The sequence below is a fragment of the Kribbella sp. NBC_01510 genome (assembly GCF_045040325.1).
Classification (GTDB): Bacteria; Actinomycetota; Actinomycetes; order Propionibacteriales; family Kribbellaceae; genus Kribbella.
The window spans coordinates 488,584-501,409 of record NZ_CP109418.1 but is presented as its reverse complement, the minus strand read 5'-3'; the positions used below and the strand labels follow the sequence as shown (position 1 = coordinate 501,409).

The window sequence follows — 12,826 nt, the reverse complement described above, 5'->3', positions numbered from 1 at the left end:
GGAGCGAAGCGACCGGAGCGACGAGGGAAGGCCGGGAGCCAAGGCCCCATGACCACGCCGCGCCGGAGGCGCGGCAACTCAACACCGTCATCTGGCGTGCTCGAAGTCGATGGCGGAGTACGCGCGCAGCTTCTCGAGCTGGTGCACGCTCTCGATGCTGCGGATCGTGCCACTGCGCGAGCGCATCACGAGCGAATGGGTCCGTGCGGTGGAGCGGCCATAACGGACACCGCGCAGCAGTTCGCCGTCGGTGATCCCGGTCGCGACGAAGAAGCAGTCGTCACCGCTGACCAGATCGTCGGTGCTGAGCACCCGGTCGAGGTCGTGGCGGGCGTCGATCGCCTTCTGCCGTTCCTCGTCGTCGCGCGGCCAGAGCCGGCCCTGGATCAGTCCACCCACGCACTTCATCGCGCAGGCGGCGATGATGCCCTCCGGCGTACCGCCGATGCCGAGCAGCATGTCCAGACCGGTATCCGGCCGGGCTGCCTCGACGGCGCCGGCAACGTCGCCGTCACTGATGAACTTGATCCGCGCGCCGGTGGCCCGGATCTGCTGGGCCAGTTCCTCGTGCCGCGGCCGGTCCAGTACGACGACCGTGACGTCGTCGACCGACGAGCCTTTCGCCTTCGCGACCCGGCGGATGTTCTCGGCGACCGGGAGCCGGATGTCGACCACGTCGGCCGCCTCCGGGCCGACCACGAGCTTCTCCATGTAGAACACCGCGGACGGGTCGTACATCGAGTTGCGGGCGGACACTGCCATCACGGCGATGCCGTTGTTCATGCCCTTGGCGACCAGCGTCGTACCGTCGACCGGATCGACCGCGACATCGCACTCCGGGCCGTCGCCGGCGCCGACCTGCTCGCCGTTGTAGAGCATCGGCGCGTTGTCCTTCTCGCCCTCGCCGATCACCACCACGCCGTTCATCCCGACCGTGCCGATCAGCGTGCGCATCGCGTTCACCGCCGCGCCGTCGGCGCCGTTCTTGTCGCCGCGACCGACCCAGCGGCCCGCTGCCATCGCTGCGGCCTCGGTGACCCGGACCAGCTCGAGGGCCAGGTTGCGGTCAGGCGCGTGCGCGTCGACCTCCAGATGGGCAGGTGGCGTGGTCGGGTCGCTCATGTCAACGGATCGTAGCCAACCGGTGTGGGCGCTGTTCGGGCGCATTGGGCGTCGCGAGACACTGGTGCCATGAGTACGACAGGTCAGGGCCCATCCGGCGACAGCGCACCCGCGCCGACCGACGACCCGCGGGCGGCGACGGAAGCGCCGCAGGCCGCGGCGGAGGACCCGCGGGCCGGGACCCAGGACCCAAGGGCCGCGGCGGAGGACCCGCGGGTCGCGGTGGAGGCGCGGGCCCGGGCCGAGGCGATCACTTACCGCGAGCAGAACCGGAAGGACCGGGCCAAGGCACGCACCTTGACCAACATGGTCTGGGCGCTGCTGGCCTGTTTCGTCGTGGTCGCGTTCCTGATGATCGTCACCTGGCGGCCGAAGGAGGAGAAGGTCCGCGCGGTCGAGTACACCGCCCAACTGCAGGACGCCCGAAAGGTCGCCCCCTGGGTTCGCGGGCCGGAGCCGATGCCGGCCGGCTGGGCGGCGACCAGCGTCGAATTCCGCGCCCCGGAGCAGCAGCCGATCACCTGGCACCTCGGCGTCGTCACCGACGCGAAGAAATATGTCGGCCTCGAGCAGTCCAATGTCACCGGCGGGGAATTCCCGGCCGACAAGCTCGGCCGCACCACCGACGACGGCACCTCGACGGTCGGCGGCGTGACCTGGCAGCGCAAGGTTCTGCTCGACCGCACGCAGGAGAACGCCTTGGTGCTGGTCGGTTCGGGCGTCACGACGATCGTCACCGGGAATGCCGGATATCCCGCGCTCGAAGCGTTTGCTTTGACGTTGCGCTGACATTCAGCTGCGTACTGTCACCGCCGGAGCGACCATATTTCCGGGCATTCCTGACCACTTATCGGACGCACGTTGACACCACTGTCCGCCGCGGGTTTCTATCAATGCTCGGCTTGTCCACGCTCGGGGAAACAGCGCGAAGGAGCCTCACGTGAGTGCGCCATCCCGGGCGGGGGGTTGATGCGGCCATGTTCGTCACGGGGTTGCTACTCGCCGCGGAGAGTTCACCGCACCTCGGCGTACCGCGGCAATTGCTTGCCTATCACGGCGAAACCCTGCTCGGCGCGACGCTGGAGACGGCCCAGGAGTGCGGGTTCGACCAGTTGATCGTGACGTTGGGTAGCGCGTCGGAGCAGATCCATGAGCGGGTCAGCCTCGACGGCGTTCGCGTGGTCGAGTCACCGCATGCGGACACCGGCAGTTCGTCGATCGTGCCGGCGCTGGACGCGGTCGACCGCCGCTCCGACGGCATCGTCGTACTGATCGGCGACCAGCCTGGCGTGACGCCGGCCGCCGTGTGGTCGCTCGTCGCCGAGGTCGCCGGACCCGCGACGCCGATCGGAGTCGTCCGGTACGCCGACGGCCACGGGTACCCGTGCTGGTTCGGCCGGGAGCTGTTCGGCGAACTGCGGCAGCTGCGCCATGACGGCGACCTCTGGGCCCTGATCGAGGACGGCCACTACCCGATCACCCGGGTAGATGCCATCGGCAACGTTCCGCTGCGCGCCAGTACCTGGGACTCCTACCGCCGCCTGGTCTCCGGTTACAGCCCTGCCCCGGGCACCGTCACCCCCGGCGCCTTCGACGACACCCACCCCGTCCCCCTCCCCACCCGCAGCCGCCCCCGCCGCCGCACCCCCCACTAGCCCTCGCCGCCCCGCAGTGAGTGCCGGCGGTCCGTCTACTCGGCGCCGACCAACCGCAGGCCTACGACGCCGCTGACGATCAGGGCTATACAGGCGAGGCGGGCCGGGGTCAGCGGTTCGTCGAAGAGGACGATGCCGAGGGTGACCACCCCGACCGAGCCCAGGCTGGTCCACACCGCGTACGCCGTGCCGACCGGGAGGCGGTCCAGGGTCCTGGCCAGCAGGACGACGGAGATGACGCCGAACACGAGCACGCCGAGCGTCGGCCAGAGGCGGCTGAAGCCCTCGCTCGGTTTCAGACTGAGTGCGAACGCGATCTCGAACGCCGCAGCAGCGAGAAGTACGAGCCACGCCATCAGGCCGCCAGCGCTCCCCGCAGGTGCCGCTGCGTGACGGTGGCGACCCGAGCGCCGAGCGCCGCCGCGGTCCGCAGGTCCGTCGCCGGTGGTGCCTTCTCGGCCGACAGATCGGCATCGGACTGCGCCATCGCACCCAGCCAACTGCCGAGCCGGTTGAGGTCCTCGATGCTCGCGGTGCTCTCCGCCCAGCCGGGGTAGATGTCCAGCCCGACCCAGATCATCCCGTGCTGCGCGGCGAACACGGCGAGGTCGACCAGGCTGTTCAGCTTGTCACCGGACATCGCCTTCGAGTTGGTGAACCCGGCGGCGATCTTGTCCCGCCAGGCCAGGTCGGCGGCCCAGATCCGCACACTCTCCTCGGCGAACTTCTTGAACACCCAACTCGGGCTGCCCATGTACGTCGGTGTTCCGAAGATGATCGCGTCCGCAGCGGTCAGCCGCGCCCACACGTCGTCGGTCAGCGGCTCGCCGAGCAGGACGAGGTCGGTCACCGTGCCCGGCACGGACTCGGCACCGGCGGCGACCGCCTCGGCCTGCTTCGCGGTGTGGCCGTATCCGGAGTGAAAAGCGATCGCAATCCGGGCGGGGGTGTTACTCATGTGCTTCCTCCCACGTCGTTAGCGGACTACAGTCCGTCTTATGAACGACAGTACCGGACCGCAGTCCGCTTCACAACGGGGTTTGCCGCTCGTCGGCGAACCACGCCCGGAACGCGCGGATGCCCGGCGCAATCGGCTCCGGGTGCTGGAGGCGGCCGACCGCCTGTTCACCGAGCAGGGCGTGAAGAACGTGTCGCTCGATGCGATTGCCGCCGCGGCCGGCGTCGGCAAAGGCACGGTCTTCCGCCGCTTCGGCGACCGCGCCGGCCTCGCGGTCGCGCTGCTCGACGAGCGCGAGCAGGAACTGCAGGCCAAAATCCTGACCGGCCCACCGCCGCTGGGCCCGGGCGCGCCGCCGGTCGTCCGGGTGATGGCCTTCCTCGACGCCTACCTGGACCTACTCGATCGTCATGTCGAGCTCTTCATGGACAGCGAGAACGCATCGGACGGCGCGCGCTACCGCATCGGCTCGTACCACCTCTGGCACCGCCACCTGTCCCACCTGATCGAGGCCGCGCGTCCGGATCTGGACGCCGACTACACGGCCCATGTCTTCCTGGCCCCGCTGGCGGCGGACCTCCACAGTGCGCTGCGCACGCAGGGCTTCGACCTCGAGCGCATGAAGGCAGGTCTTCAGGCCATCGCCACCAACCTGCTGGGCCCTTAGCTGGGCTTCTCCTCGTGGGCGGCCTGGGCTTTGGCAAGGCGCTCGCGGGCGCCGTCGAGCCAGCGTTGGCAGGTGGACGCCAGCTCCTCGCCGCGCTCCCACAGTGCGAGGGATTCCTCGAGGGACGTGCCGCCGGCCTCGAGTTTGCGGACCACCTCGACGAGCTCCTCGCGGGCCTGCTCGTAGGAAATCTCCGGTCGGTCGCCGCTCACGTGTTCTCCTCGGACTTGACTTCGACCGCGAACCGGCCGTCACTGACCCGCGCCTGCAGCAGGTCGCCGGGCGCCACCTGTGCCACTTCCCGTACTGCGCTCCCGTCCGCCAGCTGCAGCACGGAGTACCCGCGCTCCAGTGTCGCCTTCGGGGACAGCGCCCGTACGCTCGCCAATCGGTGGGTGATGTCGTCACTCGCGCGATCCAGGCGGTGCGTCAGCGTCCGCCGGCTCCGCTCGACCAGCGCCGCGATCTCATCGGACCGCCGTTGCAGATCCGTCACCGGCGCCGCCAGAGCAGGCCGGCTCCGGATAGCCGCCAGCGCGTGCGTCTCACGCTCCAGCCACGAAGTGATCGCCCGCAGCCCGCGCTCCCGCAGCAGCCGTACGCCGTCCAGCTCCTCGCGCACATCCGGCACGATCCGCTTCGCCGCATCCGTCGGCGTGGACGCCCGCAGATCCGCGACCAGGTCGAGCAGCGGCGAGTCCGGCTCGTGCCCGATCGCGCTCACCACCGGGGTCTTCGTCTGCGACACAGCCCGGATCAGCCCCTCGTCGGAGAACGGCAGCAGATCCTCCAGCGACCCGCCGCCGCGCGCGATCACGATCACCTCGACCGTGTCGTCCGCGTCCAGCTTCCGCAGCGCTGTCATCACCTCGCCGGCCGCCGCCGGCCCCTGCACCGACGCGTACTCGATCCGGAACGCGACCGCCGGCCACCGCCGCTTCGCGTTCTCCAGGACGTCACGCTCCGCCGCCGAATCGCGCCCGCAGATCAGCCCGATCGTGTGCGGCAGGAACGGCAGCGTCTGCTTCCGGTACGACGCTAACAGCCCCTCGGCCGCGAGGAGTTGCTTCAACCGCTCGATCCGGGCCAGCAGTTCGCCGATGCCGACGTGCCGGATCTCGCTGACCGCGAGCGCGAGCGTGCCGCGCCGGGCGAAGAAGTTCGGCTTCGCGTTCACCACCACGCGCGATCCGTCGGTCACCGGCGGATCGACCGCCTCGAAAACCCTCCGATTGCAGGTGAACCGCAACGAGATGTCCGCGTCCGTGTCGCGCAGGGTCCCGAACACTGTCGTCGTACCGCGCCCGATCGAAACGTCCGTCAGCTGCCCCTCGACCCACACGGCGCCGAGCTGGTTGATCCAGCTGGCGATCCCGTTCGCAATCGTGCGAACGGCCGCGGGTGCATCCGGCGACGTCTCCAAAGCCACCCCCAGACCCTACGACCCCACACCGACAAACCCCGCGCGGCGCACCTAACGTTGAGTGATGCGGCCACTCCTCCTGCTCGACTTCGACGGCCCGCTGAACCCCCCACCGGGCCAAGACGCCGTACGTCGCGAACTGGGTCGGCGACCGCCCGTTCGTTTGGGTCGACGACGATGTGGACGACTTCGACGTGACGTACTTCGCCGAAGATCACCAGTTGGTTCATCGGGTGGACGCGAGTACCGGACTCACACCTCACGACTTCGCCGTGATCCGCGCCTGACACACGGAAAATCGGCTGTCCTGTCGTATCCGTGGGTCGTTCCCGCCTGCCTTCGGGCACCGATCAAGCTCCTAGAGCCTGCGGCCGCTGCGACGCTCGACTGGTGCACAACCCGGGCGGAACGCCAACCGCCGCCAGCCGCCGCCAGCCGCCGCCAGCCGCCGCCGGACGGCGGCCTACGGCGGTCTGTGGCGGTCGGGGTAGGGCGGGCGGTGGCGTAGGGCGGGCGGCGTGCGGCGGGCGGGGATTTCGGGCAGGAGCAGGGGGCTGGGACAAGGTGTCGGGGCCTGGGACAGGTCGTGAGGTGTCCCAGGTTCCGACAGGGTGTCCGCACCCCCGCCCGCCTTACCGCGCCTCGGGACGGTGGACCGGATATCCGTGCGCGTGTTGGGTTGTCTGCTGGTGGACGCGGGGACAACCCCCAAGCCGAGGGGTTATCCGGCGGTGTTATGTCGTTTCGGTGGCTGCCCGATCTTGGCGGTGTCGAGGGGCTGGTGCGGGGAGCGTCCAGGGCGAGCCTGGTGTGCCTGGTGACCGCCGGTCGAGCCCGAGCAGGTTGCGGGTGCGGACCTGGGACACTCGCCAACCCCGCCGTCGGCTCACCACCGGCCCCGGATCGGAGCGTGACCGGCCAGGACCGGGTCTGCTTGGTGAGTGGCCCAGCACCGCGGAATCGAGCCCGAACCGTGGCCAACCGGTTTCGGCCACAGCAGAGATCGACTTTGGGCACGAGATCCGTACGCGGAGGCGGGCCCGTGTGCGGATCTGGTGCACAAAGTGACCGACCGAGGCAGCCAGGCCGGGTGCCCGGGGATCCACGGAAACTACAGGGCAGCCGGAAAATCCTTTGCGGGCAAGGCGTTCGGGCCGCATCCTTGAACACAGGTAACACCTCCCACGGGGGAGCCGTCCGGACAGGGCGGACGGCTCCTCGACGCACCGTCCGTCGTGATGCTGCTCACAAAGGTGGGGATCGGGGCGCCACACGTGGCCCGTACCATGGGGAGCGTGACTGCCCAGCCTGACGACCCTGGTACGACGACCGCGGTGCGGACCAAGCGGGTGCTGCTCGCTGCGCCACGCGGGTACTGCGCCGGCGTGGACCGGGCTGTCGTGGCGGTGGAGAAGGCGCTCGATCTGTACGGGCCGCCGGTCTACGTGCGCAAGGAGATCGTGCACAACAAGCACGTCGTGCAGACCCTGCAGGGGCGCGGCGCGATCTTCGTCGACGAGACCGACGAGGTGCCCGAGGGCCAGACGGTGATCTTCTCCGCGCACGGCGTCGCCCCAGTGGTGCACCAGGAGGCGGCCGCGCGGCAACTGAAGACGATCGACGCGACCTGCCCGCTGGTGACGAAGGTGCATCACGAGGCCAAGCGGTTCGCGGCCACCGACTACGACATCCTGCTGATCGGCCACGAGGGTCACGAGGAGGTCATCGGGACCAGCGGCGAGGCGCCGGAGCACATCCACCTCGTCGACGGGCCGCGCGACGTACCGAATGTGACCGTTCGCGACCCCGAGAAGGTGGTCTGGCTGTCCCAGACCACGCTGTCGGTCGACGAGACGATGGAGACGGTACGGCGGTTGCGCGAGCGGTTCCCGAAGTTGCAGGACCCGCCGAGTGACGACATCTGCTACGCGACGCAGAATCGCCAGGCCGCGGTCAAGAAGCTGGCCGCCGACGCCGACCTGATGATCGTCGTCGGCTCCCGCAACTCCTCGAACTCGGTGCGCCTGGTCGAGGTCGCCGTCGAGCACGGCGCCAAGGCCGGCTACCTGGTCGATTACGCCGACGAGATCGACGAGTCCTGGCTGGCAGGCGTCGACTCCGTCGGCGTCACCAGCGGCGCGAGCGTGCCGGAGATCCTGGTCCGCGACGTACTGCGCTGGCTGGCCGAGCGCGGGTACTCCGACGTCCAAGAGGTCACCACGGCCGAGGAGAGCTTGACGTTCGCCCTGCCTCGTGAGCTCCGCAGTGACCTCAAGGCCGCCGGCCTCCCCACCACCGGCACCTCCGACCACGCCTGGACTATTTGACGGTCACCTTCGCGGTCTTGGTCACCGGCACCCAGCCTGACTTGCCGCAGTACCGGATGGTGTAGCTGAAGTTGTAGGTTCCGGCCTTCGTGTACGTATGCGTGCCTGAGCCGTCCTGCAGTGCCGCGGAGTCGCCCATCAGGGTGTACGTTTCGCGTCCGGTGGTTCGGTTCGTCCCGCTCAGGCAGTTCACCGCGCCGGCGTCGGAGCCGCTCTGGCTGCCGTCGCCGAAGAAGTACTGCGTCCCTCCCAACAGGTTGAGGAAGTCGCCGTCCGCCGGCGACAGGGGCGTGCCGCTCGCGGCCGTCGGCAGCAGCGCGGTGCCGGACAGCGTTACCTTCATGGTCACGGTCCGCCCCTGGACGGTCGGCTTCAGGCTGACGTGCACCCCGAGCGGCGGTGCGGCCGGTGTGTTCGAGGTCGACGGCGGTGGTGGGGTGTTGTTCTTCGGCGTGTGCACCGCGCCCGTCACGCCTGAGGTCCCCGTGGTCTTCGCCGGCGTCCGGTCCGTCGGCGCTGTGGTCGGCACCGTCGTCGGCGTGGTGGTCGGCGGGCCGGTGACGATGGTGGTCGGTGCGCTGGGCGTGTGGCTCACCGGTGGGCTGCTGTCGATGTCGGTCATGTTGCCTGCGGCAACGGCGATGGCGACCACCGCGGCCGCGGCCAGCGTGAGCACGCCGGCGGTCCGGCGACGCCGTACCGACCGGACCTTCGCGAACACGGCCTCGCTCGGCACCGCGCTCGGCGGCGGCGGATCGGCGACGAGCCGCTCGAACTTGTCCTTGAGATCGTCGGTCATGGATCAGCCCTCCTTCTGGGCCGGAGCGGAAACGGCGTCGAGCAGGTGGTGTTCGCGGAGCTTGGCCAGCCCGCGGGAGACAGTGGACTTCACCGTGCCGATCGAGCAGCCCATGATCTGGGCGATCTCGGCTTCCGGCAGGTCCTCGAAGTACCGCAGCACCAGCGTCGCGCGGGTTCGGCGGGGGAGTTCGGCGAGTGCCCGCAGCAACAGGTCGCGGTCGTCGACGGCGCCGTACTGCTCCCGGGCGTGCGGCTCGGGCAGTTGTTCGGTCGGCGTCTCACCCCGCCACTTCCGCCGCCACCACTGAGTGCTGGTGTTCACCATCACCGTCCGGGTGTAACTCTCGAGCGCGTTGCTGCTGCGCAGCGAGTTGCGGTGGAACCACACCTTGGTGAGCGAGGTCTGCACCAGATCCTCGGCCAGATGCCATTCACCGGTCAGCAGATATCCGAACCGTTGCAGTGCGGTGAACCGCCCGTCCACGAACTCGGCGAACTCGTGGTCGCGTCCTGGATCCATCCCAACCCCCATCTCGTCCATCTCGGTCAGATATGTGATGACCGGGTGGGGACAGAAGGTTGAGTCGCAACCGGCCGCTGCGGAGGTTGTGACCTTTCCGACTCAGCTGAGTGGCTTGCCCAGGTATCCGCGGGCGATCATTGTCACCCACTGGTAGACGGCGTCCTCCGCGGGGGCCAGCGGGCCCGGGCGGAAATGCGGCGACTCCGCGCCGCGCTGGACGGACTCGCAGGCAGCCCAGTCCTCGCGATTCGTGACGTCCCAGAAGTCGACGGCGTACGACGGATCCGTCACGTCGGCGGGGAAGTACCACGAGCACTCGATCGCGGTCAGTCCCGGCGCGCGCGGTTCGAGGCGGTGCGTCATCACGTAGTCCGGGTGCAGCGAGATCAGCAGGTTGGGGAACAGCCCGAGGTAGTTCACCCGCCGCGGGTCCACGCCCGGCAACGGGATCCCGCGCGACCGCCCGTCGAGCGACATCGTCTCGGCATCCGGGCGGAGGTCCATCAGCCCACCGATCCACGCGCCGGGCAGGTTCCAGTTGTCGCCCGAGGTCGGCGGCGAGACCTTGCACAGCTCCGGGTGAATCAGCGGACAGTGGTAGCACTCGTGATAGTTCTCGGCGATCGTCTTCCAGTTCGACGCCACGTCGTACTCGTGCCGCGCCTTCAGGACCAGGCTTTCCGGCGCGTACGGCGCGACCAGGTCGGTGATCCCACCGAGATGCTCGGCGAACGACACCGCCGTACCGGTCGCATTCACGAACAGCCAGCCGTGCCACGCCTCGGCGGGCAACTCGACCAAGTTGTACGGCGTGGGGTCGAAGTCCTCGCCCATCCGGGGTGCCGCCTTCACCGCGCCGTCGAGCTCGTACGACCAGCCGTGATACGGGCAGACCACGGCGCGGCGATCGCTGGACTCGTCGCGCTGGAGCAGTTCGTGCCCGCGATGCCTGCAGGTGTTGGCGAACGCGCGAGGCCGATCCCCGAACGTCAACACCACGGCGATGTCGCCGACAGTCACCTGGCGATGCGTCGTGCCGGCCGACATCTCGTCGACTCGGCCGACACACGTCCAGCTTCCGGCGAAGAAGTGCCGGCGTTCCCACGCCAGTACGGCGGGATCGGTGTACGCCTCGCGCGGCAGCATGACCGACTCGCCATGCGGCCGCAGCGAGGCCTCCAGGGCGCGAGCATCAACGGGAGCGTTCGCCATCTGCCAACTATCAGGCGTGTACTGCGACCAAGTCGAGGCCTACTGCCAGGAGGTCACGTACCGACCCAGGACGTAGCCCCAGCCGGTGTCGTAGCCAGTGCGAGCGCGGATGCCGTCGGGACGGCGCTCCCAGCCGCTGTGCACCAGTTCGACTTCGGTATCGTCGCCGACGGGCGTGAACGTGACTCTCACATGCCCCGCCTGCTGCGGATCGCTGCCCGGGTGCCAAGTGAAGCTGACCGACATCGGCGGATCCCAGTCCGACACCGTGCCCCAGGTTGCGATCTCGCCGTCGTCGCCGTACTCGACGATCCGCCCACCCACGGCTCCCTCGAGCCGCACCTCGCGCGCCTGGTCGTCCCCGACCGAGTGCGACGGCAACGGCCACCATGCGGACATCTCCGCCGTGAACACCTCGAATGCCCGCTCCGCACCCACTGGCACGACAACCTTCTTCACCAGCGGCGCAAGCCCCTGCTCCACAGTCATCCCCGCTCCTCCTTGGTACGGCGCCCAGCCGTGGGCGGCTCGTCCGCACGGATCTCGGTCCGCCGGATGTGGTCGGCGTACGCATCCAGCGCGTCACCCCAGAACTGGTCGAGCCACTCGCGCAGCTCGTCGAGCCCGGCCAGGTCGACGCGGTAGATGTTCCGCGTCCCGCGCGACTCGTGGTCGACCAGCCCGACGGCCCCCAGCACCTTCAGATGCTGGGAGATCGCCGGCCTGCTGACGGGCACCCGCTCGGCCAACGCCGTGACCGAGCTAGGCCCGCCCCGCCGCAAAGTCTCCAGAATCACCCGCCGCGTCGGATCTCCCAATGCGTCCAGCACCGGGCCCGCCGCCTCCAGCAATCCGTAAGTCCCCACGAACGGTAAGTTGCCACTAACCAAGTCCGGAGTCAAGCCCTCAGCTGAACGGATCGAGGGTGAGGTTGGCCTGCTGAGGGTTGCCGTCGTGGACGAGGGACTCGTGGTTGCCGACGTCGTCGAAGGCGAACGCGTACGCGTTGCCGTCAGCCATCTGGGCGTGGATCTTGCGGGCGTAGTGGTTGGTGACCGTGTCCTTGTAGAAGTTGCTGGTGTTCGGATCGGGCTGGTTCGGGTTCACGAGCAGGGTGGAGCGGTTGTAGCCGGCGCACAGGGTGCGCGAGATCGGCCCGCGGACCTGGTCGTTGGGTGCGTCGAGCAACTTGAAGCAGCCGAAGATGCTGGCCGCGTCCGGCTTCTGGAACGAGGTGACGACGGCGCCCGAGCTGTTGGTGAAGTTCAGGACGTTGCCGGAAACGCGGCCGAAGTACTTGGTGTTCGGCTGGTCGCCGAAGGGAGTGACCGTGAGGGTCTCGTTGCTGTACTTCGTCCAGACCCGGTTCACGTAGTCGTCCATCACGTTCGCCGGGAGCGCACCCGTTTCCACGCCGTACGTCGGCGAGAGCGCGCGCAGTACCGAACCATCCGGTGCCGTCTGGATCAGGTTGGCCCAGCCGCCCGGCTGACCGCGCAGCGCGTTGTAGAAGTTGTTGTAGCCGCCGGCAACGAGGTGACCGGTGGTCTTGGTGCTCCCGTCAGCGAGCCGCACTCCGACGGCGTACGGGGCGGAGAACATGTCGACCTGAGTGCTGTTGATCCACAGTCCCGAGTCGTTCAGCGTGTACTCCGACCAGTTGAACAGGATGTTGTGGTTCGGATCGGTCGGATTCTGTACGGCGGGTTGGACCAAGCCGCCTGTGGTCAGCTTGAAGACCAGCTTCTGTCCGTAGGAGAAGTACACGCGGCCGGAGAACTTCGGCATCCGGATCGTGACCGACTGCCCATTGCCAGGCCCGGCGATGGACGCGTCCGGGGCGGGAGTCGGCGGGTTGCCGCCGGCCGGCCAGGTGTGGAAGTTGCCTGCGGCATCGGCCCACCCTTGCTGTCCGGTGGCCAGGTTGGTGCCCAGGTTGTAGATGTAGACCGCGTCGCCGCGGCCGGAGTTGTTGGTGATCTGCAAGGGATGGTCGCCGGCACAGCCGCCTCTGCCGACCGGTCGACGCTTGCGGTGATGACGCCGGCAACACTCGCCGCAGCTGCGACGATCGCCAGTACGCGAATTCTGATCCGCACAGTTCCTCCTCAGGTCAGTCCCGTACGAGAAGGCGACGC

The 12,826-nt window shown here is 68.8% G+C and carries 15 protein-coding genes; 4 read left to right on the top strand and 11 right to left on the bottom strand.

The genetic code is table 11. The annotated features are described in order from the left end of the window. Positions 1–87 precede the first annotated feature (87 nt). A complete protein-coding gene (gene glpX / locus OG558_RS02475) occupies positions 88–1,122 on the bottom strand; it encodes a class II fructose-bisphosphatase (RefSeq protein ID WP_405068748.1) in 1,035 nt (344 codons plus the stop codon). Positions 1,123–1,191: 69 nt separating this feature from the next. Between glpX and OG558_RS02470 the strand changes: the two genes are divergently transcribed. Further along, positions 1,192–1,911, top strand: a complete 720-nt coding sequence (locus OG558_RS02470; RefSeq protein WP_405068747.1) for a DUF4245 domain-containing protein — start codon at positions 1,192–1,194, stop codon at positions 1,909–1,911. 188 nt (positions 1,912–2,099) lie between these two features. Further along, entirely contained in the window at positions 2,100–2,777 is a 678-nt protein-coding gene (locus OG558_RS02465; RefSeq protein ID WP_405068746.1) for an NTP transferase domain-containing protein, read from the top strand. A 35-nt stretch (positions 2,778–2,812) separates the two neighbouring features. Here OG558_RS02465 and OG558_RS02460 read toward each other — a convergent pair whose 3' ends face one another. Together OG558_RS02460 and OG558_RS02455 are read right to left on the bottom strand one after the other, a co-directional pair. Then, positions 2,813–3,133 (bottom strand): DMT family transporter, encoded by a 321-nt coding sequence (locus OG558_RS02460; protein ID WP_405068745.1) that lies wholly within the window; start codon positions 3,131–3,133, stop codon positions 2,813–2,815. Then, positions 3,133–3,735: a flavodoxin family protein gene (locus OG558_RS02455; protein WP_405068744.1), complete on the bottom strand. Its 603-nt coding sequence runs from the start codon at positions 3,733–3,735 to the stop codon at positions 3,133–3,135. Before OG558_RS02455 ends, OG558_RS02460 begins: the two co-directional genes overlap by 1 nt. Positions 3,736–3,775: 40 nt before the next feature. Between OG558_RS02455 and OG558_RS02450 the strand changes: the two genes are divergently transcribed. Next, positions 3,776–4,402, top strand: coding sequence for a TetR/AcrR family transcriptional regulator (locus OG558_RS02450; RefSeq protein WP_405068743.1), 627 nt, complete (start codon positions 3,776–3,778; stop codon positions 4,400–4,402). Here the strand turns inward: OG558_RS02450 and OG558_RS02445 are convergent. Both OG558_RS02445 and xseA read right to left on the bottom strand, forming a co-directional pair. Then, positions 4,399–4,614, bottom strand: coding sequence for an exodeoxyribonuclease VII small subunit (locus tag OG558_RS02445; RefSeq protein ID WP_328526776.1), 216 nt, complete (start codon positions 4,612–4,614; stop codon positions 4,399–4,401). The two genes, OG558_RS02450 and OG558_RS02445, sit on opposite strands and share 4 nt — an antisense overlap. After that, complete coding sequence (gene xseA / locus OG558_RS02440; protein ID WP_405068742.1) at positions 4,611–5,831, bottom strand: exodeoxyribonuclease VII large subunit; 1,221 nt, start codon at positions 5,829–5,831, stop codon at positions 4,611–4,613. The genes OG558_RS02445 and xseA overlap by 4 nt, the downstream gene beginning before the upstream one ends. 1,280 nt (positions 5,832–7,111) lie before the next feature. On the opposite strand from xseA, the gene OG558_RS02435 reads away from it, so the two are divergent. Then, positions 7,112–8,152 carry a 4-hydroxy-3-methylbut-2-enyl diphosphate reductase gene (locus OG558_RS02435; protein ID WP_405072103.1) on the top strand — a complete coding sequence of 347 codons (1,041 nt, stop codon included), beginning with the start codon at positions 7,112–7,114 and terminating at the stop codon, positions 8,150–8,152. Here the strand turns inward: OG558_RS02435 and OG558_RS02430 are convergent. The 6 genes from OG558_RS02430 to OG558_RS02405 all read right to left on the bottom strand — a co-directional run bounded on the left by OG558_RS02430 (position 8,145) and on the right by OG558_RS02405 (position 12,674). Beyond that, entirely contained in the window at positions 8,145–8,951 is an 807-nt protein-coding gene (locus OG558_RS02430) for a hypothetical protein (protein WP_405068741.1), read from the bottom strand. The genes OG558_RS02435 and OG558_RS02430 overlap by 8 nt on opposite strands. Before the next feature lie 3 nt (positions 8,952–8,954). Further along, positions 8,955–9,473, bottom strand: a complete 519-nt coding sequence (locus OG558_RS02425) for a SigE family RNA polymerase sigma factor (RefSeq protein ID WP_329481332.1) — start codon at positions 9,471–9,473, stop codon at positions 8,955–8,957. Positions 9,474–9,575: 102 nt separating this feature from the next. Continuing rightward, positions 9,576–10,688 carry an SRPBCC family protein gene (locus OG558_RS02420; RefSeq protein WP_405068740.1) on the bottom strand — a complete coding sequence of 371 codons (1,113 nt, stop codon included), beginning with the start codon at positions 10,686–10,688 and terminating at the stop codon, positions 9,576–9,578. A 39-nt stretch (positions 10,689–10,727) separates the two neighbouring features. Then, positions 10,728–11,177, bottom strand: a complete 450-nt coding sequence (locus OG558_RS02415) for an SRPBCC domain-containing protein (protein WP_405068739.1) — start codon at positions 11,175–11,177, stop codon at positions 10,728–10,730. After that, positions 11,174–11,554, bottom strand: a complete 381-nt coding sequence (locus OG558_RS02410; protein WP_405068738.1) for an ArsR/SmtB family transcription factor — start codon at positions 11,552–11,554, stop codon at positions 11,174–11,176. Before OG558_RS02410 ends, OG558_RS02415 begins: the two co-directional genes overlap by 4 nt. Positions 11,555–11,594: 40 nt before the next feature. After that, complete coding sequence (locus OG558_RS02405) at positions 11,595–12,674, bottom strand: glycoside hydrolase family 64 protein (protein WP_405068737.1); 1,080 nt, start codon at positions 12,672–12,674, stop codon at positions 11,595–11,597. Positions 12,675–12,826 lie beyond the last annotated feature (152 nt).